This window comes from Paenibacillus sp. J22P165 (assembly GCF_059692015.1).
Genome location: NZ_JCAUAP010000011.1, coordinates 151,017 through 174,465 on the forward strand (window position 1 = coordinate 151,017; position 23,449 = coordinate 174,465).

General features: G+C 45.2%; 21 protein-coding genes. 6 read left to right on the plus strand and 15 right to left on the minus strand.

Annotation, left to right across the window (positions count from 1 at the left end):
* Nucleotides 1–15: 15 nt before the first annotated feature.
* From AC58QM_RS26850 to AC58QM_RS26860, 3 genes are read right to left on the minus strand one after another with little or no spacing between them, the layout of a single operon-like run.
* Nucleotides 16–891: a carbohydrate ABC transporter permease gene (locus AC58QM_RS26850; protein WP_497287860.1), complete on the minus strand. Its 876-nt coding sequence runs from the start codon at nucleotides 889–891 to the stop codon at nucleotides 16–18.
* Between the two features lies 1 nt (nucleotide 892).
* Complete coding sequence (locus tag AC58QM_RS26855; protein ID WP_497287861.1) at nucleotides 893–2,191, minus strand: ABC transporter substrate-binding protein; 1,299 nt, start codon at nucleotides 2,189–2,191, stop codon at nucleotides 893–895.
* 21 nt (nucleotides 2,192–2,212) lie between these two features.
* Nucleotides 2,213–3,415 (minus strand): LLM class flavin-dependent oxidoreductase, encoded by a 1,203-nt coding sequence (locus AC58QM_RS26860; protein WP_497287862.1) that lies wholly within the window; start codon nucleotides 3,413–3,415, stop codon nucleotides 2,213–2,215.
* A 308-nt stretch (nucleotides 3,416–3,723) separates the two neighbouring features.
* On the opposite strand from AC58QM_RS26860, the gene AC58QM_RS26865 reads away from it, so the two are divergent.
* Nucleotides 3,724–4,593, plus strand: coding sequence for a helix-turn-helix transcriptional regulator (locus AC58QM_RS26865; protein ID WP_497287967.1), 870 nt, complete (start codon nucleotides 3,724–3,726; stop codon nucleotides 4,591–4,593).
* Between the two features lie 112 nt (nucleotides 4,594–4,705).
* The gene (locus tag AC58QM_RS26870) at nucleotides 4,706–4,900 is read left to right on the plus strand and encodes a hypothetical protein (protein WP_497287863.1); all 195 of its coding nucleotides are present in this window, start codon (nucleotides 4,706–4,708) and stop codon (nucleotides 4,898–4,900) included.
* A 440-nt stretch (nucleotides 4,901–5,340) separates the two neighbouring features.
* Here AC58QM_RS26870 and AC58QM_RS26875 read toward each other — a convergent pair whose 3' ends face one another.
* A complete protein-coding gene (locus AC58QM_RS26875) occupies nucleotides 5,341–6,843 on the minus strand; it encodes an L-fucose/L-arabinose isomerase family protein (protein ID WP_497287864.1) in 1,503 nt (500 codons plus the stop codon).
* A 128-nt stretch (nucleotides 6,844–6,971) separates the two neighbouring features.
* Here AC58QM_RS26875 and AC58QM_RS26880 point away from each other — a divergent pair, with 128 nt between their 5' ends.
* Nucleotides 6,972–7,838 (plus strand): AraC family transcriptional regulator, encoded by an 867-nt coding sequence (locus AC58QM_RS26880; RefSeq protein WP_497287865.1) that lies wholly within the window; start codon nucleotides 6,972–6,974, stop codon nucleotides 7,836–7,838.
* 11 nt (nucleotides 7,839–7,849) lie between these two features.
* Here the strand turns inward: AC58QM_RS26880 and AC58QM_RS26885 are convergent, their stop codons facing one another.
* From AC58QM_RS26885 to AC58QM_RS26915, 7 genes are all read right to left on the minus strand, one after another.
* The gene (locus AC58QM_RS26885; protein ID WP_497287866.1) at nucleotides 7,850–9,667 is read right to left on the minus strand and encodes a cache domain-containing sensor histidine kinase; all 1,818 of its coding nucleotides are present in this window, start codon (nucleotides 9,665–9,667) and stop codon (nucleotides 7,850–7,852) included.
* A gap of 110 nt (nucleotides 9,668–9,777) precedes the next feature.
* Nucleotides 9,778–10,659: a carbohydrate ABC transporter permease gene (locus AC58QM_RS26890; protein ID WP_497287867.1), complete on the minus strand. Its 882-nt coding sequence runs from the start codon at nucleotides 10,657–10,659 to the stop codon at nucleotides 9,778–9,780.
* Nucleotides 10,656–11,570, minus strand: coding sequence for a carbohydrate ABC transporter permease (locus AC58QM_RS26895; protein WP_497287868.1), 915 nt, complete (start codon nucleotides 11,568–11,570; stop codon nucleotides 10,656–10,658). The genes AC58QM_RS26890 and AC58QM_RS26895 overlap by 4 nt, the downstream gene beginning before the upstream one ends.
* Before the next feature lie 84 nt (nucleotides 11,571–11,654).
* Nucleotides 11,655–13,082 (minus strand): ABC transporter substrate-binding protein, encoded by a 1,428-nt coding sequence (locus tag AC58QM_RS26900; protein ID WP_497287869.1) that lies wholly within the window; start codon nucleotides 13,080–13,082, stop codon nucleotides 11,655–11,657.
* A gap of 107 nt (nucleotides 13,083–13,189) precedes the next feature.
* On the minus strand, nucleotides 13,190–14,512 hold the full coding sequence (locus AC58QM_RS26905) for a response regulator (protein ID WP_497287870.1): 1,323 nt from the start codon (nucleotides 14,510–14,512) through the stop codon (nucleotides 13,190–13,192).
* Nucleotides 14,513–15,045: 533 nt separating this feature from the next.
* Nucleotides 15,046–15,432 (minus strand): hypothetical protein, encoded by a 387-nt coding sequence (locus AC58QM_RS26910; RefSeq protein ID WP_497287871.1) that lies wholly within the window; start codon nucleotides 15,430–15,432, stop codon nucleotides 15,046–15,048.
* A 319-nt stretch (nucleotides 15,433–15,751) separates the two neighbouring features.
* Entirely contained in the window at nucleotides 15,752–16,207 is a 456-nt protein-coding gene (locus AC58QM_RS26915; RefSeq protein ID WP_497287872.1) for a cupin domain-containing protein, read from the minus strand.
* A 155-nt stretch (nucleotides 16,208–16,362) separates the two neighbouring features.
* Between AC58QM_RS26915 and AC58QM_RS26920 the strand changes: the two genes are divergently transcribed.
* Complete coding sequence (locus tag AC58QM_RS26920) at nucleotides 16,363–17,313, plus strand: hypothetical protein (protein WP_497287873.1); 951 nt, start codon at nucleotides 16,363–16,365, stop codon at nucleotides 17,311–17,313.
* Nucleotides 17,314–17,386: 73 nt separating this feature from the next.
* On the opposite strand, the gene AC58QM_RS26925 is transcribed toward AC58QM_RS26920, so the two are convergent.
* Complete coding sequence (locus AC58QM_RS26925; RefSeq protein ID WP_497287874.1) at nucleotides 17,387–19,177, minus strand: L-fucose isomerase; 1,791 nt, start codon at nucleotides 19,175–19,177, stop codon at nucleotides 17,387–17,389.
* 80 nt (nucleotides 19,178–19,257) lie between these two features.
* Nucleotides 19,258–19,683 carry an L-fucose mutarotase gene (gene fucU, locus AC58QM_RS26930; RefSeq protein WP_497287968.1) on the minus strand — a complete coding sequence of 142 codons (426 nt, stop codon included), beginning with the start codon at nucleotides 19,681–19,683 and terminating at the stop codon, nucleotides 19,258–19,260.
* A gap of 129 nt (nucleotides 19,684–19,812) precedes the next feature.
* Here fucU and AC58QM_RS26935 point away from each other — a divergent pair, with 129 nt between their 5' ends.
* On the plus strand, nucleotides 19,813–20,832 hold the full coding sequence (locus AC58QM_RS26935; RefSeq protein ID WP_497287875.1) for a LacI family DNA-binding transcriptional regulator: 1,020 nt from the start codon (nucleotides 19,813–19,815) through the stop codon (nucleotides 20,830–20,832).
* Nucleotides 20,833–20,843: 11 nt separating this feature from the next.
* On the opposite strand, the gene AC58QM_RS26940 is transcribed toward AC58QM_RS26935, so the two are convergent.
* Nucleotides 20,844–21,431 (minus strand): hypothetical protein, encoded by a 588-nt coding sequence (locus AC58QM_RS26940; RefSeq protein WP_497287876.1) that lies wholly within the window; start codon nucleotides 21,429–21,431, stop codon nucleotides 20,844–20,846.
* A 230-nt stretch (nucleotides 21,432–21,661) separates the two neighbouring features.
* Here AC58QM_RS26940 and AC58QM_RS26945 point away from each other — a divergent pair, with 230 nt between their 5' ends.
* Nucleotides 21,662–22,732: a bifunctional 3-deoxy-7-phosphoheptulonate synthase/chorismate mutase gene (locus AC58QM_RS26945; RefSeq protein WP_497287877.1), complete on the plus strand. Its 1,071-nt coding sequence runs from the start codon at nucleotides 21,662–21,664 to the stop codon at nucleotides 22,730–22,732.
* Between the two features lie 178 nt (nucleotides 22,733–22,910).
* On the opposite strand, the gene AC58QM_RS26950 is transcribed toward AC58QM_RS26945, so the two are convergent.
* On the minus strand, nucleotides 22,911–23,420 hold the full coding sequence (locus AC58QM_RS26950; RefSeq protein WP_497287878.1) for a methyltransferase: 510 nt from the start codon (nucleotides 23,418–23,420) through the stop codon (nucleotides 22,911–22,913).
* Nucleotides 23,421–23,449: the final 29 nt, after the last annotated feature.

A 23,449-nucleotide genomic window follows, 5' to 3' on the forward strand; every position in this document is an offset into this window, starting at 1 on the left:
AGTACCTCATTGGATTTAGTAGGAAACACGATCCGCTCGCAGCGCCTTAAACTGCAGAATCGTTAACACAGATAACAAGATTAGAAATAAAACAGAACCCGCAGAAGCCATTCCGAACGAATAGTTTGCAAAAGCGGTGTGATAAATATAAGTGGTCAAAATTTCAGTTGCATAATTAGGTCCACCGTCTGTCATTGTAAAGATGAGATCAAATGCTTTGAACGATTGAATCGTTGTATATGCAATAACTATGGTTGCTGAAGGCGCTAGAAGCGGCCATGTCACCTTGCGAAACACCTGGAATTTGTTGCCTCCATCTATTTTCGCAGCTTCGTACAATTCTTCTGGGATGGCATGGAGTCCCGCTACAAACACAATCATCATTTGCCCAGCATGGGCCCAAACTTGCACCCCAGCTATGGAAAATAGCGCAATTTTCACCCCGCCTATCCAATTCTGACCGTAAGCGCCCAGACCCAATTCCTTCAATAAGGAATTGATAAGTCCAAGTGATGGATCATACATAAACGACCAGATCAATCCTACTGCAACAGAGGACAGGATCGTCGGGAAAAAGTAAAGCGCGCGCAGGAATACGTGAATCTTCGTATTTTTTACTAATAGCAATGCAAGCCCAAGTGAAAGCACAGTCTGTGCAATCACAACCGCAAGCATGAACTTCGTGTTATTCCATAACGCTTTTTGGAACACGATATTATGCAAAGTTTTGGCGTAATTGTTCAGACCAACAAGCTGATAGGACGGCGAGATGCCGTCCCAGTCAGTGAAGGAATAAAACAATCCGTATAGTGTCGGTGCCATGAACAGGGCTAGATAAAGCAGCGTACCTGGCAGAAGGAACAACCATAAGACGGATCGATTATGACTCATCTTATTTCACGAGATGCTGATCGATAATCGCTTGCGCTTCTTTCGCTGCATCTTGTGGCGATTTACCGCTCAGCACGGCTTGAATGGAGTTTGTGACCGCTTTTTGATTATCCGCATTGGTGATGCTGAAGCGCGGTTGGAACAATGTTTTCTTGGTTGACCATTCTGTTGCAACTTGTAATTCAGGAGTCGTATATTGCACGTCTTTCACCGTTACGTTCTGCCCTGTTTCGTTAGCGTAGGTTGCTGCAATCTCTTTTTTGCTCAAAAACTCAATGAATTTCTTCGCCTCTGCAGGGTGCTTCGATTTGCTGTTCACCGCTAACATAAATGTACTCGTGTGTACGCCTTCGAATTTCGCTTGATCCGCTGCGACGGTAATCGGAGCTAATAGCTTTTGCTCAAGGTTTGGATTTTGCTTTTTATTTTGAGCCAATTGATAGGAGCCGCTGGCAAGAATCGCAGCTTTTTCTTGAATGAACAACGCACCGGCAGCTGCATCCTTTGTACCAAGCGCATCTTGTTGCAAGTAGCCTTTGTCATTCAACTCTTTGAATTGTGTCAAGGTTTTTACCCAGAATTCATCGGTTAATTTCGCTTGGCCCGCTTCCACTTTCGTGAAAATATCAGCACTCGGTTGATTATTCATCACCATCGTGTTCATGAATTGCCCTGGACCAATATCAGCTCCAGCAAACGCAATTGGGATGATACCATTCTTTTTCAACGTTTCGCATAGAGCCAAGAAGCCCGCCCAATCCTTCGGTGGCGTTAGATTGAACTTTTGAAACAGTTTCACGTTATAAATCGGATCGTTGTACACAAGCTGGTAAGGAACAGCTACCTGTTTGCCGTCTTTTTTGCCAACTTGAATGAGTGTGTCATTGAAATTGCTCAGAAACTTTTCACCGGATAGATCAGAGAATATACCAGCTTTAGCCAATGCCTCAAACTGTGCTCCAGGGAATGAAGTGAATACATCACCTACAGAGCCATCCCCTAGTTTCGCTTGTGCAGTCGATTGATATTGCTCGGATGGCATAGTTTGCATCTCTACTTTGATATTCGGATTCTCCGCTTGGAATTTCGCAATAATGCCGTTAAGCGAGTTGACGTCCTCCCCACGCCAGTGTAGAAAGGAGATCGTAACTGGCTTGGAGGAAGCCGTTGCTGCAGCTGTTGAGGCCGCCGAAGCCGCTGGACTCGCCCCCGTGCTTGACGATGATCCGCAAGCTGTTAAAAATGACAGAATAGAGAGTGAAGCAACGAGGAAACTGTATCTTAATTTAGATTTACGCATCAATAAAGACCTCCTGAAAATTTAGAAATTAGTGGTAGTTTGCACTTTTTGTAAGTCAAGCTTTTGCTGCCATTTCGCTCTGAAAAGAGGTAGTGCCGCTTGGCCGAAGTTCTCTGCTTCTTCCAGATGGGGGTAACCCGACAAAATAAAAGATGAAATGCCTAACTCGGCATATTCGATCAAACGATCTGAAACTTGATCAGCTGTACCGACAATTAGAATAGCTCCACCTGAGCGAACAAGGGATAATCCTGTCCACAAATTCGGACCTACAACAAATTGTTGATTCTTGGACTGCTCGCGAAGATCATTCTGCCGCTGCTGATTGGTAGCATCCGTTTTGGCAAACGCCCGCTGCGCTTGCTCAATCGCTTCTGGGGAAACTTTCGAAATGCTCTCCCATGCCGCTGCCCAAGCTTCTTCTTCGGTATCTCGAATTAGCACTTGAGCCCGTAAACCGTAACGCAGCGGCCGGTCAATCCCTGTTTCTTCGCGGTATTCACGGCGAATTGTTTCGATTTCGACCATTTGCTCACGAATCCAATCATGAGGTTCGCCCCACATGAGATACGTGTCCGCACATTCAACAGCTAAACGTTTCGCAACAGGTGAACTTCCGCCAAGATAAAAGGGTGGATGTGGTTTCTGAACTGTCAGTGGCGAGCTTACTGGTCGATTGAATTGGTAGTACTTCCCTTGATAGAGCTTCTGCTCTTTAGCTGACTCAGCAACTTGCGCCTTGTCAGTAAATTCGGACGCCGATAACACATCTGTCTCTGTCCATGCCTGCTGCATAACTTCGACATACTCTCTTGCTCGCTCATATCGCGCATCGTGTGCATGTGCCAGCGGATCGCCTAGCTCTTCTAAATCCTGTATAGAGCTGCCGGTTACGACGTTAATCATCGCGCGGCCTCCGGATAACACATCCAATGCAGCCCCCATTCGGGCTGCTAATACGGGAGCTACGAGGCCTGGTCGAACCGCAACTAGCGGACGTAAGGTTGTCGTATGACTCATGATGGCAGATCCTACAACCCAGGCATCCAAGCAGGCACCTCCCGTAGGAATGAGAACAAATTCAAACCCTGCACGCTCCGCTGTTTGTGCCACTTGAACCAGATACGGTAATGTCGCCTCTCTCTCTGGCGCAACCCCTACATACTTGCCATCTCCAGAGGTTGGTAGAAACCAACCAAATTCTATTTCATTATGTTGTGTCATCTCAGGCTCTCCTGTCGACTTGATGTGTTTGTGCCATTGCTTTGCTTGTTTACATGTACGCTTATTTATGTGCAATGAGCGCTCATTGCTTTCTCCAGTTATCCGGTAGATAGGATCTATATCCAACAAAATAGGTAGGAATAGAATGTATTAGTATCATATCAGCGGTTACTGCCTAGGGTCAATGTCATTTCGTGTTATTTTTCATTTGTCATTTTGTGGGTGATACATGGAATAAATGATTGTTATTATCCCTATTCCGCATTATGATGAAGAAAAAAGGATGTGAAAATGAGTTGTTTCGTTTGATGAAAGATATGCGTGAAGACCATCACGAATTCTTGGAAATTCATTATTTCACTCCGTCCGACTTCGAGAAATCAGGAAATGTGTGGCCTATTCGACTTGGTGCAAATATGGCTAAGACGAATTATCACATCGGTCCACGAACAACTCCCTATTATTATTTGATATTTGTGCTTGAGGGCACGGGGACGTTCACGCAAAATAATGTCACCTATCGTTTAGGCAAAAATGATGTGTTTTGTCTTTTACCAGGCATAACTCATGAATATTTCACCGAAGAAGATCATCTGCTTCAAAAGATATTCGTTGCATTTGACGGTAAACAAGCACTTCAACTCTTAGAGCGTATAGGGCTTGGCCCACAAACACCTTATCGAAACAATGTACTTACGGAAGAAACGAAAAAGCTAATGTGGGATTTCATGAATCTTGTTCGTGAAGGAGATCGTCACGTCAGTGATTTGCTACGTTTAATGCACTTATTTCGCATATTCGATGCGGTTTGCGCAACATTTAAGCCCGCTTCAGTTTATGATCAGAGAATGCTCTCCTGGCTTCAGCAAGGTCTAGATTACATTCAAATTCATTATGCGGAAGGCATTACTGTAGAGAGCGTCTCGACCTATGTCGGTGTGGAACGAACTCATTTTACGAAGCAGTTCAGCAAAGCTTTTGGCGTTCCTCCCATGCAGTACATTCAGGATTTGAAAATGAAGGAAGCCAAGCATCTTTTGACGCAAACCGGATACACACTGACGGAAATTGCTAATTCGGTAGGTTATCCTGATTTATTTAGCTTTTCGAAAGCATTCAAAAAGCAGCTCGGCCTTGCACCAACCCTTTATCGCATCAATCACAAGGGTACGACATAAAAATTTATTATTAATAGTCACAAAATGACAGAATCTCTTATTTTACACCTCTACCAAACTTATCCATTTGATGTTATTTTATTATATACATCCTAGTGAGGGAGAGATTGCTATGAAAACCATTTACGAGAATTATAGAGGATTCAAAATTAACAAAGATGACAGCACCTATAACGCTATTCACGCGGATCGCATTATTTTTGCTCAGTCGCCGCTTAGTCAAATTCTAGATTCGATCGATCATTATATCGATGTGCAGGAAACGACTGATTCATCCGAAGATCTGACCTCCATTCCGCAAAATTAACTTTTGACGCGTTTCCACGCATGTGGATATACGAACAAATTGGACTTATTTACGGCAACAATAACGCTAGCACTCCACTAGTTTGACAAGGCATGCTGGTTACCGCTGTGGCGATAAGAACGCGGATGCAAAAAACGCAACTGTCCTATAAGGACGGTTGCGTTTTTTGTTTGGTGTGGGAGTTAGTCGGTTTTCTCGACTAACTTCACTCGCTAGGCCACTGTTGGGTGCGAGTTAGTCGGTTTTGTCGACTAACTCCACTCGCTTGGCTTCTGTCGGGTGGGAGTTAGTTGGTTTCGCTGACTAACTCCAATCTCTTTGCTCTGTTGGGTGGGAGTAAGTCGGTTTTGTCGACTAACTTCACTCTCTTTGCTCTGTTGGGTGGGAGTTAGTCGGTTTCGTCGACTAACTCCACTCTCTTTGCCTCTGTTGGGTGGGAGCTACAGAATCACATGCTTTAGCTTCATCAGCTCTGCGACCTTTTGAAATTGGGATGCATTGTGTCCAATTGACAAAGCACAGTGATGCGTCGGCGCTTCCGCAAACCAACGTGACATGTACTGATCGGGGTGCTCACGGAACTTCACCGGGGTCTGTGTGTTACCGATTTTCATAATTGGCCCGTTCGTGGATTCGCCTTCGCTGGATATCAGCTTCAGCTTGCCATCGCCGGTCTGCGTCACGTTCAGCGTCGTGATCGCACCCGTCTTCACTTTCGCTTCGACGGACACGCCAGTGCCCTGCTTGCCGTGATACAGCCCCATGCCGCGCAAAATCGGCTTTCCTTCGGAAATCGCGATGTGGAACGGCCCGTCATGGCCGAGCAAAATCGTCTCGTCGATATAATCCACGACGACGATTTCCGAGAAGGAGCCGCCGACGCCGAGAATATCGCTGATTTTCATCGCGACAGCCGTCTTCAGGTCTCCTTCGCCGGAGCAAGGAATGCCACGCGCTGTTAGCAGCGAGTGCCCCACAATGAAGCCGCCTTGCAGCTTCTCGTATTCACCACCAGGCGCGCCGTGGTAATAGTACGACAAGGCGTCTAAATCATAAGCGCGCACCAGTTTCTCTTGCGCCGCAGCTACCCGACAGGACCATTCCAGCTGCTCTTCGGTCGGTTTTTTTGCAATCGGATCCGAAGGTGAGTCGCCGCTAATCTGGAACATCTCATGCAGTTCATCCAGCTTCTGCTTCACATCCTGAGCGGTCACTTCACGCAGCATACGGTCAAGATCACACATTTCAAGCACTTCCACATGAAGTCCTGTTTGTGCGGAAAGCATCGTAAAATCACTATACATATCAAGCATTCCGCTATAGGTATTACCTAAAAAACCAAACCGGCTATGCTGTAATGCCCTCGGTACACCCGCTGCCCGGACCCATCCTTCGATTTCTTTCCACGCGCGCAGCGCTTCACGACGCTCATGAGTCACCTCATCGGTTAGCGAGATCGCTGGCGTATAATCCAGTCCCAACATGCCATTCACTACCCGGAACGGGATGCCCGCTCGGTTGAACACATTGGCAAACTCAGGTACTGGGCAAGCGCCACAATGCGCTAACCATTCCCCAGTTGTCGATTGTTCATAATTCAGTCTCGCTGTTGGCTGCAAGTTAAGAAACACGACAGGCGCTTGACAAATTTGGTGGACTGGCAGCACGGTTGAGCTCGTAGAATAGGTTGCCGCGTGGCAAAAAACAAGATCCACCTGACGCTCATTCAGCCATTCCCCTGCCTTCCGTCCTTCCCCTTCGGTATCGACAAGACCATAGTAATACACTTCTGCCCAAGCAGACATTCGGTTCTCTATGAATCGCCCGTACTCTTCTAATCGCTCTTTCAAGCCCGGGAACTGCTCCCAATACGCACGAAGTCCAACGGAGTACAAGCCAATTCGCGGCTTGGGGCTTGCTTTTATCACAGGATAAATTGACATATATGCATCTCCATTCAATTATTAATAATAACTTTATATAACTATTGTAATGGCTTACAATATAGATAACATCCAAGGATCTTGTTTTAAAATAATAGAATCTTGCTATTCAAGAAAGGTACGCCTTGATGAAAGAAAATTACACAACCGCATGGTCGGACGACTCGATTCGATTCATTGCCAGCCCCTCCTCATTTGCGAAGGCGAACCTATTTTACATACAAGAAATCGGCCATTTTCATACCCTTCCTGGCTATTTCACAGAACGAGAAGGACTTAATTCCTATTTGATTGTCTACATATTAAAAGGCAGTGGGCAGTTAACTTTTCTAAATAAAAGCTATCCTTTAAATGCCCATCAGTTATTTTTCATCCATTGTGATTACTATCATCACTACGCCGCCAATCCGCAGGAGCCACTCGAGCTGCTTTGGGTCCATCTGCACGGCAGCTCTACAGCCGCCTATTATGAGCAGTATACAGCCACACACGAGCCCGTTCTTCAATTACCTAACGATTCAAACATATCAAGCTTGATACGTCAGTCGCTGCAGGTCCAACAACAAAGAAGCGCCGCAACGGAACTCCTTATTTCCAAGCTGCTCGTTGAGCTGCTAACTGAGATCGTCCTTTCCGCACAACAAATAAGCTTGTCCAAGTCGGACAAGCCTGATTACATCGATGCGATATGCCAAACACTTGAGCTCAGATTCATAGAGTCCATTTCCCTAGATGAGCTTGCACACGAACACGCCATCAGCAAATATCATATGGCCAAACGTTTTAAACAGTATACCGGCTTCTCCCCACATGAATACCTGATCGGCATCCGAATGACGCATGCGAAAGAGCGTTTGAAATATTCCGACATGCCAGTCTCAGAGATTGCAGCCGCAGTGGGCATCGACAACGTCAGTCACTTCATTAATCTGTTCAAAGACCGCACTGGCGACACGCCGTTGGTCTATCGCAAGAAATGGCAACGCCCCCGTTAAGGGGGTATCCCTTACTTCCAATCCGTCTCATCACTTACAGCCGGTATCTCAATCCAAGCTCGCACGCCCTGTTCCTCCCGCAACGCATACTGCAGGCCAAAGCCTTCCCCAAAATGCAGCTGGATCCGCTTTTGAACATTAATAATGCCAAATCCTTTATTGTTTTCTTTCCCTTTCAAAATCGCATTCAGCATGGCAATATCCGCTGCGCGATAGCCATTATCCTCTACACTAATGATGATTTTACCATCCGTATGCTTCACCTTGATCCATAGTTCCCCGTCATGGCTCATATTCTTGATCCCATGAAGGATGGCATTTTCGATAATCGGCTGCAAAATCACCTTTGGCATAAGGAAGCGCTTGGCTTCCTCATCAATGTCCCAATGCGCCTTGAACGCATACTCATAGCGGAATAGCTGGAGTCTTATATAGGCCTCTGCATGATTAATTTCTTCCATCACGGGAATGAGCAGTTTGCCTTTACTCAAGCCAATTCGCATAATGAGCGATAAATCCTTAATCATTTCAGCCGATTCAGCCGCTCCTTCCATTAGCGTATGCCAATAAACCGACTCCAACGTGTTATACAGGAGATGTGGGTTGATTTGTGTATGCAATATCGACAATTCGACTTCCTTATGCTTTAATTCCAGTTCATATTGATCATAAATCGTCTGATTCAAACGATTCGTCATACGGATGAAATGATTGCTAAGCAGCACGATCTCATTTTTACTTTCCGCATGCATGGTAATGGCCAAAGGTTTGCCGGGGTGATACGAATTCGTGATGCGCGCAAGTCGAGAGATCGGCTTTAATATCGATTGTATAAAGTACATACTCGCTAAAATCAATATCAAGAAATAAATCAACATAATCCAATCTACAAGTCGCTGGACCGAAATATGATCGATAATAATCGACTCTACTGGCACTCGCATGAGCAGCTTGGTAGCCGTAATCTCGCTCGTGTGAATGACCGACATAATCTCCTCACCATTTTCTAATTGCTTATAAACCCCTTCTTCTTTCCCCTCGGGTATGCCAATCTTCGAGCCGATGCCAAAAGCTTCCGTATTCGTCGCCAATACAGTATTATCCGGGTCTAGCAATAAAATTTGCGCATCTTTATATTTATCAAAAGGAACAAAATCCATCTGTAGCGGCGTCTCAATACCCGATACAACTAAATAGCCAATCACGGTTTCACCATTATAAATACTGTTTAATTGCCTCAGGTAGGCAACGGTTTGCATATTGTTCGGGTTGTGCCCAAATTTATCAATTACGCGAATAATTCCCTTTCCTTTCGCTTGGCTAACCGCTTTATACCATGAAAGATCCGTCATATCCGTCGAGTAAAACACCCCATTATTCAACAAGTCTGAATTTGGGACAAACGAATACAATTTATCCTTGTCTGAGAAAAACAATGAGTACCGCACAGCATTCGTAGAGTAATTGTTCAAATATTTATCTAACGCTTTGAAGATTTCAAAACGCTCATATTCCGAAGATGAGGGAACACTGACTAATTGTTGAATTTCTTGGGATATCATGATTTTTTCTGTTTTTTCTTCAAAATCGCTGCTTTCCCGATCCAATGTCAAATGACTTCCTCGCACTAATTGAAGAAGGGCAGTCCCAACTTGCTCCTCTGTAATGGATTCTAACTTCTTCGCGACAACCAGATCCAAGACGAGCGTCGGAATCACAACGAAGACGATCAACAGTAAAATTAGTTTTTTCATCAACTTCATATTTTGCAGCATTTTGCGCATAACGTGCGTCTCATCCTTTCCAAAAGCTTTCCGCCAGGCTGCCATTACCAGCCCTCTACATGTAGGCTATCAGTACGTTCGCTAAGCTTGAAGGATTCTCCTTTAAGCAACAAGAAAACGCCTTCAGAATTCGCATTCTGACGGGCGTTTTCCCCTCAACCTTTTACACTGGACACCGATAAACCCCGAATCATAAATTTCTGGAAAATCAGGAAGAAGAGCACTGGCGGCAGCATAGCCATAGTCAACACCGCGAAGCGCACACTCCATGGGATAACCGAATTCGAGTACACTACATAACGATATATACCTGTGGCCAGTGGGTACATGCTTTTATCCGTCATCACAATGCTCGGCCAGTAGAAATCATTCCACGTCGTCGAGAACGACAGAATAAGCAACGTACCAATGATAGGCATAGACAGCGGAATTGCAATTCGAGTGAAGGATTTGAATTCACTTGCTCCATCGATACGCGCAGCCTCCAGCACCTCTTTGTGAATACCATCGAAGAAATTTTTGAGCAGCAGCATGAAGTATGCATTAGCCGCCGCTGGCAACCAGAATGCCCAATAGGTATTGATCATGCCTAAGCTTTTCAAATTCAAAAAGTTAGGTACGATGTACGTTGCTGGCGGAATCAACAATGTGGAGAAAAAGAAAAGGGTTACCCATCGCTTGAACGGGACTTTCAAATGGGATAAAGCGTAGGCAGCTAACCCGATAAATAACAAGGAACACACGACATTTCCTATATAAATAAAAATCGTATTTTTCAAAAACGTCAATAAAGGAAGGTCGAAGCTATTGAAAGCATCGTCGTAATTTTTCCAGATCCAATGCTTGGGGAAAAAGGTTGGTGGAAAGGTGAAAAACTCTTCCCGCGTTTTCAGTGAGCCGAAAAACGTATTCAAAAACGGATAAATGGTCGTAACCGCAATCCCGAGGATAAGCAGAACCATAAGTGTGTAGCCGAATTTGACGGAACCTTTTTTAAAATCATGCTGGGAAATTAATCCTCTTTCGCCCTGCTTCATGCTTTCTCACTCCTACGCTGCATGACGTTGTAAAGGATAGTCATTCCAATGAGTACAAAGAACATTAAGCTACCCATGGCACTCGCTTTACCGAATTCGAGGTCGCGGAACGCCGTGTGGTTAAGCCATAGTAAGTACGTAAGCGTTGCGTTATTGGGGCCACCGTCGGTCATCGATAATTGCGCTTGGAAGCCTTGAGAGGTCGTGATCAGTTGGAGCACGAGCAGGAGTCCCATTAATGTTCGGATACTAGGCAAAATAATATAGCGAACCCGCTGCCACACACTAGCGCCATCGATCTCAGCGGCTTCATACAAATCCTTCGGAATCCCGACGATTGCGGCAATATAGATTAAGGTAGCTGCCCCAAAGCTTTGCCAGGTTTCTAGAATAACAATGGACGCCATCGCTAATTTCGGACTGAAAAAGGAGACCTGGTCAATCCCTATTTTTGCTAATAGACTGTTAATCGGACCTACGGCATCAAAGAACCACATCCACATGCCATACAAAACAATGGCGGGTACCGCACTTGGTAAATAGCTGATAATGCGAGCTGCCCCTTGAAACCGACGAAGTTCAGAAACCGCAATGGCCACTAGAGGTGGGATCCAGAAGCCAAGAATGATGCCTAAAACCATATAGATCAAGGTATTCTTAATTGAAATCCAAAGCAGATCGTCCTTCAGAATACTCACATAATTTGCTAACCCAGTAAATTGATTACCATCAACAAAATCGATGTTGTAGAAGCTATAGAAAATCCCTTTAAAAATAGGCACCCAGAGAAAGATGATGAATAACACGACTTCCGGTAAAATAAACAATGTACCCCATAAATACCAGTTCATTTTCTTCTTCGATACCCGATTTGTTGCTACGATAGGCTGTGAATTTAGCTCTGCATCCATCCTAAACACTCCTTCTAGTGAGAAAACTCCTACCCGCAGCCACTCCAGATTAAGCGGCCGCAGGTAGAAGTAAGTTAGGCTTACCTATTCGACCTTCACTTTGTCAAACGTTTCCGTTTGCACTTTGGTCGCGGCTTCAGACAGCGCTTTTTTCAAATCCACATCTTTCGTTGTAAATACTTTTTGAATGACATTCGCCATTTCTGTGTAGTATTTTTGAGCTTCGTATTGAGCTTCTGGTTTGCCGTCCCATAGAGCAAGCAGTTGCGGATCGTATTTGAACACGTTATCATACTTCGTCAAGAGATCCGTGTACTTTTTGCCGAAATCAGAGGAATCTTTCCAGTAGTTGATCGGTTGTGGAATATATACTCGGTTTTTGCCTTTACGATCTTCGATTTCTTTCTTCGTGGAGTTCAAGAAATCGTCTGTGAAGTACTCATCTGTAATCCATTTGAATGCCATTTCTTGTTGATCTTTATCGCTCTTCGGATTGATAACACGGTAGTTTCCGCCAAGTACGCCCGTATGCTTACCACCTTTTGTAAAGGAAGGCATTGGATACACAACGAGATCATCCTTGCTAATTCCGCCTTCATTAATCGCTGTATCTGCTGCGTTACCGCTGCCACACATAACCATCGCGCCACGGCCTTGTGCAAATGCATTTAGAGCATCGCCATAGCCAAGCGCCCAGTTCTGCGGGATCAGGTTCTCATCCTTCAGCTTTTTGTAAAATTCAAGCGCTTGCAAACCAGCTTCTGAATTGAATACGCCAACGACTTTGCCGTTTTCTAGCTTCTGAACATCGCCACCGGCAGCATAAAGGAAATTCGTCCAGTTCCATCCTGCTTCCGGTCCTTTGCCCATAGGAATAAAGCCTGCAATCCCTTTCGCGGGATCATTGATTTTACGAGCGGCAACCAGCAGATCCTCCCACGTCCAATCCATTGGAGGAAGGTCTACACCTTTCTCTTTGAACAACTTCTTATTCAATGTGATCGTCATGACGTATCCATCAATCGGTACGCCGTAGGTTTTGCCATTCACAACAAACGGCTTGGAAAGCAGATCATTCATATCCTTGGCATGCGCCCAAGTGCTCATGGAATCGGTAATATCTGCAACCCATTTCTTATCTACAAGCACTTTGCCTTCCGTAGCATACGTTGTATACTCGGTTGGCGCACTGTTCGAAGCCATTTTGATCCCAATCTCGAGCGGATTGTACTGCCAGTCATCTTTTTTGAAATCAGCGTTAGGGAATTTCGTTTTAAATCGCGCAATACGTTGATCTAATTGATCATTTTTTTCCTTTTGGTCGGCTTTAAAGCTTTGAGCTGTGATTGTCACTTTCTTAGGAGCAGGCGTGGCTGTAGCAGCTGCTGGTGTGGATTCTTTCGCCGCTGGAGCAGGTGTCGCTGTGCTCGTTGTTCCATTGCTTGAACTACACCCCGCTATCAAAACCGTTAACGCAATCGCACTCATTGTAGACGCTTTCTTAACTTTCATGTTTGGTTCCCCTTTCGAATCGCTTCTCACTTGGTTGCTACATTTTTGATTATAAAGGGAGATTCTACCATGAGCGATGTGTCGTATTACGCTTAGTATGTCGTATGTTACGTACCTGATTGCTTCACTTCAGAGATATTAATCCCGAAATGCTTTTTGAATATTTTGCTAAAATGCTCCGGTGATTCATAACCGATTTCTTCCGAAATCTCATAGCGTCGTTTATCCGTCGTGAGAATAAGACGCTTCCCTTCTTCCATCCGCAGCTTCGTAACATAGTCCCAGATGTTCGTTCCCATCACCTTTTTGAACAAATAACTCAAATAATTTGGGCTCAAATGTACCGCATCTGCGATATCCTGCAGCTTCAACCCTTTATCACAAAAATGACCTTCTATATACACTTTCGTCTCATACACGATCCGGTTATTCGCCTCATCTACCCCTGCTATGGTTAAGTCGGGATTGGGATTGACGCTGTCTTTATCCTCAATATAGAACATGTAGTGCCCCTTATTGGTTTCACAACAAGTTAAGCTCTCAAGCGCTTCCTTGTACATCACCGGCCACTGCGTAATGCCTTCGCGGATACGACTGATGCCTATCTGACTCTTTACATTCAAATATTTCAGCAGATTCGTATGAATCATCTGGGCCACCATCAACAGCTGGTTCACACGCATCGAGCCCCTGCTCTCCTCTTCTGTAATTTGCAGCAGCAAGGTGAAGATGGAATTATGATTATTGAAAACAAGATGGCTCCACTGACTCGCGGTTTCCTCCATAATGTTCAAAGCTGCGTATTTTAACAAATTGCGATCCTTCAACGTGGAAATTTCCTGATCATGAATACCACCGCGTTCTAAGGATAATTTGACGGTCAGCATGCTAAAATACGTCCCATCCATTCGATGATCTAGTGTCTCTCTTATAGCAGGGACCTCTGACTCATGGATCGTTCCTGTCATCAATTCATTTAAAAAGTAATTTGTCTCATGCGTCATGTGGCCAGGCAGGGTACGTGAGCCTTCCCAGTTCGCGAAGCGTTGACCCTTCTCTTCCTTTTCCTTCAACAGCTTGGTCACAACCGAAATGAGATGCGGCGGCGTTATCGGCTTAACTAGATACTCCTTCGCTCCAAAACGGATCGCTTTCTGAGCATACTCAAACTCACCATGCGCCGACAAAATGACGATCGGAATCGATGGATCCTCCAAGAAGATGTTTTCAATCAATTCAATGCCATTCATCTTCTCCATCTGTATGTCTGTAAACACCAGGTCAATTTTCTCCAAATGTATAAAATCAAGCGCCTCAAACCCGTTATACGCGATGAAGACCTCGTTAATGTCCAATTTAGACTGCTTCAAAATCGTCGCAACACCTTTGCAAATCATCGGTTCATCGTCAACAACTAAAATATTAACCATACTGCCACCTCATTCGTTTACTTGCCACAATTCCATTCTATTGTACAACAATCGATGTGAATAGGTGTTATATTACGCTTATCGTGTGGGATGTGTGGATGATGCTGTAGCATGGGGTTAAGTCGATTTTTTCGAGTTAGGGGGCTGCTTTGGACGGGATTGATACGTAACTCGATTTTTTCGAGTTACGGAGATGATTCGGCTTCGCTCGACGCGCGTAACTCGATTTTTTCGAGTTACGGAGCTACTTTGGCCTCGCTCTACGCGTGTAACTCGATTTTCTCGAGTTACGGAGCTACTTTGGCCTGCACAGACTCACGTAACTCGATTTTTTCGACTTACGGAGCTGCTTTGGCCTCACTCGACACACGTAACTCATTTCTCAACTCCCACTACTTGACACGATGCAACAAAGCAATCGCTTTTTCAGATATCATAAATTTATGACTTCTAATCGATCCTCTACCGATTGGAATAACCAAACCTTTTGCTTCCATATCTCGCAATACTTTTCGGCAAGTCTCACTTTTAAGCTACAACCATATGCATACGTCCGTCAAACGAAAAGGTTTATTACCTAGCAACGCGAACCTCAAAACTTCCCGCTCATAAACAGGCAGTTGGAGCAACCCGACACCTTCCACGTTTCCCATTCGGCCGATTAATTCATACAGATTTCTTTGGCAAAAAGTCGGCTTCTTCTCTAGCTCATCCCGGCTATACGGAAAATAAGTGTAACCAAGTATCGCAACTGAACGTGCACGCGCACGCTCGAATGAGAAACGGTCCCGCGAGATTTTCTCAGCATGAGTGACAAAGCTGTCCTCTTCGAATACAGTCCGTATTTGAGGGTGAAATACATCGCCATAAATCTTCGCTCCCGACAAGCTCATCCATTTCAAATTCAAGCACCAAACCATCTAAAGTCCCCAACACAGGCAGTAGCACTTCTTCCAATAGTTTCTTCGTTCCTGTCAGGTCCCTTTGCAGCATCTCTAACCTCTGACCGCTTGCATGCCTAACTTGCTCTTCCCAAAAGAATGCGTACTCCTTTTCGAACGATCTGACCATCACATCATCTCCTTAAAAAATAAAAACGCCGCCAGCTCCAATAAAGAGCTAACGGCGTGTGCTTCACGCGTAAAATCAATGTTATTTTCACGATACCAAAATACTAGGGACTTAGCAAAAGAAATCTTATCTCTTATCTCTTATCTCTTATCTCTTATCTCTTATCTCTTATCTCTTAATTAATTTGAAATCATCATAATGAAAACCTGGTGCAACTACACAAGAAACAAGAACAGGTTCATCACCTAATGGTCGCGCCATTTGCCATACATGAGCTGGAACAAGCGCTTGTGGATGCTGACCGTTCAGCACATCAGGACCTAGAATAATTTTCTGTGTCGCTTTTGGCTGCTCACTCGTTCCTCCTAATGTAAGCTCGATTGGGCTGCCAGAGTGCCATAACCATAACTCGTCGGACAATACGGTGTGCCATTCAGAAAATTCATCGGGATGAAGCAAGAAATAAATCGAAGTTGCCGCGTATCGCGAGCCAGAGTAAGCTTCATGTAGCACCTCTTTTGGAATTTCAAAGGAAGCCTTCCATAGCTCTTTGTACCATCCGCCTTCAGGGTGCGGTTTTAAATCCAATGTTTGAACAAGTGGTGAAAGTTGTTGGGTAAGCATATGATTTCTCCTATTTCTCTCTAAACTAACAAAGTATGAATTATACCATAGAGAAGTCACATTTTGTATGAAAAAAAATTCCCGAAACCCCCTGGCTTAAACCACGTATTGAAAAAGTATTGAATCTAACAAATGCTGGGAAACGAGGGATGAAGATGTCAACCAACACGAACCTTCAATTGCGTGAAGCGAAAGATCGGATGTTTCAACTGCACAAAGCAGAACGCAAAAGAACTGATCTTCTGAAAAGAGTATATGAGCAAGAACGTCTCATTCTACGATTAGAATTACAGCTTGCGTCTGAGCAAAAGGATGTCGAACAATTAACGCGATTAACACTTACGAATCTATTCCACACCATTCTTCGCAGTAAATCCGAACAACTCGAATTGGAACGACAACAAGCTCTAACGGCAGCACTCCAATTGGAAGCAGCGAAGCAGGAGCTTCAGGAAGTACAAAAATCATTAATCCAAGTAGGCGATGACCTCGCCAATTATCAACGAGCAGAAGACGATTACAAGCGACTAATGACCGCAAAAGAATCCGCCCTTTTAAATACACCTTCATTATCAAGAGAGTTAGAAATAATGGACGATGAAATCGATGATCAAAAGCTGTTAGTAAAGGAGCTTCAAGAAGCGTTGACAGCTGGAAAACTTGTACTCGCTTCCTTAACAGATGCTTCCAACAGCTTGGAGAAAGCAGAAAATTGGGGAAAATGGGACCTATGGGGCGGCGGCGGCATGATAAGTACGCATGCCAAACATAGCCATGTGGATGATGCCAAACGGTTCATTCATCAAGCGAATCACCAACTTCTGAATTTTCGCGATGAGCTAACTGACTTGAACCGTAGCTTCCACATTTCAATTGATATCAGTGACACGCTAAAAATGGCTGACTATTGGTTTGATGGACTCATTGCTGACTGGATTGTACAAGGTCGTATCCAAAATTCGCAAAGCCAAACGCTTTCAAGCATAAATAAAATTCGACCTGTCGTTGCGCAGCTGCAAAAAGAGCATTCTTCCGCAGAGGCGACGCTTTCCGGTCTGATATCGAGACGGATCCAGTGGATCGAAGAGTCTAACTTGGACAATTGACTAAAAGAGCCATTCCCAACCAAAGTTGAGAGTGGCTCTTTCCATGCTGCAGTCTATTATTTCTCCATTTGTGCTACTTGTATAAAGGACCAAAGCTGCTACACGCTCTGAAATCTGCGCCCTCAGGATCGGAAGTCCCAAAGTTGCTCCAAACGCGAGGACGGAAAATCTGCTCTTTGGCAACATTATGCATCGAAACAGGGATGCGAAGAATAGCAGCAAGCGTGATTAAATCTGCCCCAATGTGGCCGTAAGAGATTGAGCCGTGGTTGGATCCCCAGTTATCCATTACGGAGTACACATCAGTGAATGATCCTTCTCCAGTCAAAATAGGTGCAAACCACGTTGTCGGCCAGGTCGAATCTGTACGGTCGTCTAGTGTCTGATGCACATCTTCAGGAAGGTCGACGGAGTAGCCTTCTGCCAACTGCAGCACAGGCCCTAACCCTTTGACTAAATTAATACGTGACATAGTAACTGGCATTCCGCCTTTAGTTAAGAAATCGGTGGAATAGCCGCCCCCACGGAAATATTCAACAGATGCTGGGCGCCATGAAGTCGCTGCTAAGCAATCCGTTACTTCTTGATCAGAAATTTCCCAGAACGGCTTCATCGCTGGTTTACCATCGCGCGATTGTTGACCTGTGCCGTCCAATGCAGCAGGTCCTGAGTTAATTAAATGCAGAATCCCGTCTTTCGCAGCACCAGTAAGGGTATGTCCTGTTACTCGTTTCACCGAGTCTGGACTCCAATATGTTCGTACATCAGCGAAAATTTGAGCTGTATTCGTCAACAAGTTCCCGAACAACATCACGACGCCATTCAAACTATCGTTTTCAGTCGCAACCAGGTAAGGAGCACGCTTGCCATTCCAGTCAAAAGATGTGTTTAACATGGCTTCCATAAAGTCGCCATTCGGGAAGTGATCCGTCCAATGACGCTGGCCTTGAAAACCGGAAAGAATGGCATTATGCCCAAGTGCCTCTTCACCGAACTCGATATCTTCCAAGCGCGGATTGCCGACCATCAGGTCGCGTACGATCATCGTCATTTTGACAACTGTTTCCCAATCCTGATCTTTCTTCTCACGGGTCGTTTGAATCGCAATTGGATTCTTATCAGGGCCTTCAACGCAGTTCTCTTTCACCCAATTCAAAGCTAATTGATATTCTTCGGGATCAAAAATTTCTTCATCCATTCGGCGCACCAATTCTGACATATCGACATACTCATTGCGCATGCCCAAATAGTTTTGGAACAACTCCTCGTTCACGATCGAGCCGGCAATCCCCATGGAAACGGAACCGATAGAGAGGTAAGATTTCCCCTTCATATACGCCGCAGCAAGCCCTGCCTTCGCAAATCGGATCAATTTCTCATGAACATCTTGTGGAATCGTTGTCGTGCCGGCATCCTGCACATCTTTCCCATAAATTCCGAAGGCTGGTATGCCTTTTTGTGCATGACCAGATAAAACAGCTGCCAAATAAACCGCGCCTGGGCGCTCAGTTCCATTGAAGCCCCAAATGGCTTTCGGTGTAGAAGGATCCATATCCATTGTTTCTGTTCCATAGCACCAGCAAGGTGTGACTGTGATAGAAACGCCTACGCCAGCTTTCGTGAACTTATCTGCACAAGCCGCAGCTTCAGCTACTCCGCCGATACATGTATCAGCAATGACACATTCGACAGGTTGACCATTTGGGTATTTCAAGGTTTCGCTTAATAAAGCCGCAACTCCCTTAGCCATATTCATCGTTAGCTCTTCAAGCGACTCACGAATACCTTTTCTTCTGCCGTCAATCGTTGGGCGAATACCAATTTTCGGAAACTCTTGTTTCCATCTGAAATCACTATTTGTCATAACCAATCATCCTCCTCGATATGTAAAAGCTACTACTCGCTAATCTCACGCTTCGTAAATTAGAGTTATCGGTAATTCTTTTATTGGCTAATTACGCCTTTTCTTAAAATAATATTGGCATACAGCGCCTTTTCACTTGTCGCCACAATCGCATAAGCTTTCTTTGCGCGCTCATAAAAAGCAAACCTTTCCACGTACTCAATGGCGGGAGTCGCATGTTCTCGAATGATCCCCTCGTATTCACTCCAAATCGGTGTTTCGACAGGATCACCAGGTACGACAGCCATGAGCGCAACAGGTTGTTCGCCGTATGTATCTAGTGGATACAGCGATAACACCGCTTTCAATAGTTCCGGTACTCCATGACCATCACAACGCAAAAGCCGGTTTGTATGACTAGCAGCCGGGAAATTCCCATCTGCCAAGATGATTTCATCCCCGTGTCCCATCTCCATTAGCACTTTGAGCAGCTCCGGCGAAAGTATGGAAGGTATCCCTTTTAACATCATCAACATCTCCTAATTAAATGTGTGTTATCGATAACTCAAAATTAACAACTTTATAGCTTGCTGTCAATCCTTTATTTCTATACAATATGAAATAAACATAAACGGCCTAGCAAAGGAGAGTACCCAGTGATAACAATCTATGACATCGCCGAAAAGGCCGGAGTTTCCGCGATGACGGTTTCACGAGTGATCAATAACACAGGCCGCATCAGCGAAGAGACGCGCAAGCGCGTAAGGAAAGTCATGGATGAACTCCACTATATTCCGAATGCCTTAGCTCGCAGTCTCGTATCCCAGAAGACACACCTCATATCCTTACTCATTACGGATATTACGAATCCGTTCTATACAACCTTAGCCCGAGGCGCCGAAGATGCAGCGAAAAAGGCGGGATATCGTTTGCTTTTTGCCAATAGTGATGAGGATTATGTGAAAGAGAAGGATTACGTAGATATGATTCTCTCTACTCGTGTCGATGGCGTGTTATTCGCACCAGCTGGCGATCACTCCCACGACAACTTACTGCAGCTGAAGAAGCATCAGATTCCATTCGTTGTATTAGATCGTGAAATTCCTGGAATTGATGCAGATGTCGTGCTTGGGGATAGCAAAGAAGGTGCCCGCAATCTTGTGGCGCATTTGATCGCGCTTGGTCATCACCGTATTGCGTTAGTAAATGGTAAACAAGACGTGTCAACGGCTCGACTGCGATATACGGGATATAACGAGGCACATCTCCTTAATGGTCTTGCTCTTGATGAGTCGCTTGTTGTACATCTGGGTTTTCGAGATTTTCAAGATGATTCCGCCCTCGATGAGCTGTTCCAGCTTAATGACCCGCCTACCGCTATTTTTGCAGCTAATAATATGTTGGCCGTCGGTGTTATTCAATCGCTGCGCCAGCGTGGTTTACAGGTACCAGGAGACATTTCTGTCGTTTGCTTTGATGACTTCGGACCTACCGGCGCGATCAACCCGTTTCTTACGGTAGCCGCCCAACCAGCTTATCAATTTGGCCAACTAGGCATGCAGCTCCTAATAGAACGTATCGAAGGCGAAGCTAGCGTGGTATCTCGCAGAATCATGCTGCCATCCGAGTTAATCATTCGCTCATCGACGCAACAGCTATTACCGCTCACCACATAGAGAAATCGAGGCTATTGCTCTTCCCATTTATGAACAATAGCCGCAATGATCTCTTCTTTCGTCTCCTCCGTCAACCCATTCCTAAGCTCCGTTATAAACTCAATAAATAACAGCGATAAGAGCTCATTCATCTCCATATTCAATCGTTGGTGATGCTTCCAATTCATATCATCGAAGAAAACACGCATCCGATTAACCTCAGCGGGGTGTAATCTGACATTTAACGTTAGAAAGGCAGCCCTCTCTGCTTGGCTACCCTGAAAGGAGAGCCCCCACTGAAAACCGGGAACACTTCCGGGATTTGGTCGATCCGCCGCGTTTGTACTCGCAACAACACCGCCAAATTTACTCCTTAATTGCAAAATATATGTATATAGATCCTTGCCTTTTCGGACGTGATCCATAAAATTATCGAATAAAAGCTTAACGAGAAACGTTTTATTGATTCCGCTCAACTCATCTTGCGATGTGTATACTATATCCTCCAAGAAAGCATCTGCTCGGTCAAAATAGTCGCGAGGCGCTCGTACTTTAACCGTATGGTAGATGTCCGTCTCTCCCCTCTGAAATAAGCCCGTCCATGATTTTAATGTGAGCATCGCGCATACCCCCTTCTTCTCCCTCTTAAACTATTATTCCAAATCTAGCACAATAATGACTACAACACGGCTCACTTGAAAAAAAGCTGGCATCTCATAAACGAATTTCACACTTTTCGCATACACTAGTTTAAATGAACCTACTTTAAAGCGGTAAAACCACGCTCCTCGCCCTTTGTGACGGTGGGCTTTTTGTTGTTAGATCAACTCATTTGAAAGGGGGACATCGGATGGAAGATACGAAGTTAGACACACTCAGGGGACGTATAGACGAAATCAACCAAGGACTCTTGGAGCTGCTCTCCGAAAGAGCGCAAATTGTCCAAGAAATCGGATTCGAGAAAGAAAAACAAGGCGTGCCGAAATTCGACCCACTGCGCGAGAAAAGCATGCTTGAATCATTAGTCACTCGAAATACAGGCCCGTTCGAGGACGATACCATTCGTCACCTGTTCAAACAAATTTTCCAAGCTTCGCTATCTTTGCAACAAACGGAACATAAGAAACAGCTGCTCGTTAGTCGAAAAAGACAACAAGCCGATACCATCATTCAGCTTGGCCCCGCTGCTATCGGAGGAAGTAAGCCCATCATGATCGCAGGTCCCTGCTCTGTCGAAAGCTATGAGCAAGTACGCGCGGTTGCTGCCGCCTTGAAAAACGCTGGCGTCACGGTTATGCGCGGAGGCGCCTTCAAGCCTCGTACATCTCCCTACGATTTCCAAGGACTTGGCCTAGAAGGATTACAAATCCTCAAAGAAGTCGCCGATGAATTCGGACTTCAGACTATCAGCGAAATCGTGGATCCCGCACACATAGAAACTGCAGGTCAGTACATTGATGTGATACAAATTGGTGCAAGAAATATGCACAATTTTGAACTGCTGAAAGCGGCCGGTGAGGTTCGTATGCCGATTCTTTTGAAGCGCGGCTTATCCGCAACGATCGATGAATTCCTTCATGCTGCTGAGTACATCCTCTCTCGAGGCAACACCCAGGTTATGTTGATTGAGCGAGGCATCCGCACCTATGAACGGGCAACGCGGAATACCCTCGATATCTCCGCCGTTCCAATTCTGAAGCAAGAGAGCCACTTGCCTGTCCTCGTCGATGTGACCCATTCCACCGGCCGCAAGGACATTTTCGCACCTTGTGCCAAGGCTGCCCTAGCCGCAGGCGCGGACGGGATTATGGTGGAAGTCCATCCGAATCCACCGACAGCCCTCTCCGACGCACAGCAGCAGCTGACGATTGAGGAGTTCAATCAGTTTTACGCCGCGATCCAGCGTTCGGGATTGCTTTAATGGCGGTGCGGCTGGCGACGCGTGCCTGGTTATGGGCAAGAGGGAGTTACTCGAATTTTTTGAGCAACTCCCTCACTTCCGGCCTCGCCGCGCACCTGTTACTCGAATTTTTCGAGTAACTCCCCCGCAGCAAAAAAAGCCCCAACTCCACTAAAAGTGGAATTGGAGGCTTCTCTATCTAAACCGTTTTATCTACAAAAGAAATTTTGTTATGCTCAGCAAATTTCTTCAGTTTAGCAGCCATTGCCGCGATATCAAAGCGATTCAATGTTTTGTTATATACCCAACGCGGCGACTTGCCGGTAAGCTCTATTATGATTTGACCAGGCGCGTGTACAATCTCTTTAATATTTTCCGCACCAAGCACTAATTCACGAGCTAGACCTCGCTTCGAAAGATTCGTTTTCGTTACTCGCAAGTAGGGTCTCCGCACAAAATAAATGAGTGCTCCGACGACCAAATAGCTAAGCGTTGTATACCAGTACATCTTGTCCCCTTCGGTTTTCGTCAACGTAAACAACAAGAAGAGCGAGACTACGATGAAAAACGCAGCCAACAAAATGCTTCTTCCTTTAAATACGACCGGACGATCCGGATCTGTTGAAATTGGCGCCTTCCCCTGCTTCGTACGGGTTAGGTTTGCCTTTTTCGTATTTTTACTTACCATTCTTTCCCACTTGCGTGACATACCTTTCACTCCCTGCGTAATAGTTACCA

What these genes read in the sequence shown, in the direction of transcription:
- AC58QM_RS26880 (WP_497287865.1), top strand. Translation starts at nt 6,972, where the DNA reads ATGAAAGAAAATTACACAACCGCATGGTCGGACGACTCGATTCGATTC.
- AC58QM_RS26900 (WP_497287869.1), bottom strand. Translation starts at nt 13,082, where the DNA reads ATGAAAGTTAAGAAAGCGTCTACAATGAGTGCGATTGCGTTAACGGTT.
- AC58QM_RS26855 (WP_497287861.1), bottom strand. Translation starts at nt 2,191, where the DNA reads ATGCGTAAATCTAAATTAAGATACAGTTTCCTCGTTGCTTCACTCTCT.
- AC58QM_RS26910 (WP_497287871.1), bottom strand. Translation starts at nt 15,432, where the DNA reads ATGGTTTGGTGCTTGAATTTGAAATGGATGAGCTTGTCGGGAGCGAAG.
- AC58QM_RS26895 (WP_497287868.1), bottom strand. Translation starts at nt 11,570, where the DNA reads ATGGATGCAGAGCTAAATTCACAGCCTATCGTAGCAACAAATCGGGTA.
- AC58QM_RS26885 (WP_497287866.1), bottom strand. Translation starts at nt 9,667, where the DNA reads ATGGCAGCCTGGCGGAAAGCTTTTGGAAAGGATGAGACGCACGTTATG.
- AC58QM_RS26925 (WP_497287874.1), bottom strand. Translation starts at nt 19,177, where the DNA reads ATGACAAATAGTGATTTCAGATGGAAACAAGAGTTTCCGAAAATTGGT.
- AC58QM_RS26875 (WP_497287864.1), bottom strand. Translation starts at nt 6,843, where the DNA reads ATGTCAATTTATCCTGTGATAAAAGCAAGCCCCAAGCCGCGAATTGGC.
- AC58QM_RS26950 (WP_497287878.1), bottom strand. Translation starts at nt 23,420, where the DNA reads ATGTCACGCAAGTGGGAAAGAATGGTAAGTAAAAATACGAAAAAGGCA.
- AC58QM_RS26850 (WP_497287860.1), bottom strand. Translation starts at nt 891, where the DNA reads ATGAGTCATAATCGATCCGTCTTATGGTTGTTCCTTCTGCCAGGTACG.
- AC58QM_RS26920 (WP_497287873.1), top strand. Translation starts at nt 16,363, where the DNA reads ATGTCAACCAACACGAACCTTCAATTGCGTGAAGCGAAAGATCGGATG.
- AC58QM_RS26890 (WP_497287867.1), bottom strand. Translation starts at nt 10,659, where the DNA reads ATGAAGCAGGGCGAAAGAGGATTAATTTCCCAGCATGATTTTAAAAAA.
- AC58QM_RS26865 (WP_497287967.1), top strand. Translation starts at nt 3,724, where the DNA reads ATGAAAGATATGCGTGAAGACCATCACGAATTCTTGGAAATTCATTAT.
- AC58QM_RS26870 (WP_497287863.1), top strand. Translation starts at nt 4,706, where the DNA reads ATGAAAACCATTTACGAGAATTATAGAGGATTCAAAATTAACAAAGAT.
- AC58QM_RS26860 (WP_497287862.1), bottom strand. Translation starts at nt 3,415, where the DNA reads ATGACACAACATAATGAAATAGAATTTGGTTGGTTTCTACCAACCTCT.
- AC58QM_RS26915 (WP_497287872.1), bottom strand. Translation starts at nt 16,207, where the DNA reads ATGCTTACCCAACAACTTTCACCACTTGTTCAAACATTGGATTTAAAA.
- AC58QM_RS26905 (WP_497287870.1), bottom strand. Translation starts at nt 14,512, where the DNA reads ATGGTTAATATTTTAGTTGTTGACGATGAACCGATGATTTGCAAAGGT.
- AC58QM_RS26945 (WP_497287877.1), top strand. Translation starts at nt 21,662, where the DNA reads ATGGAAGATACGAAGTTAGACACACTCAGGGGACGTATAGACGAAATC.
- AC58QM_RS26940 (WP_497287876.1), bottom strand. Translation starts at nt 21,431, where the DNA reads ATGCTCACATTAAAATCATGGACGGGCTTATTTCAGAGGGGAGAGACG.
- fucU (WP_497287968.1), bottom strand. Translation starts at nt 19,683, where the DNA reads ATGTTAAAAGGGATACCTTCCATACTTTCGCCGGAGCTGCTCAAAGTG.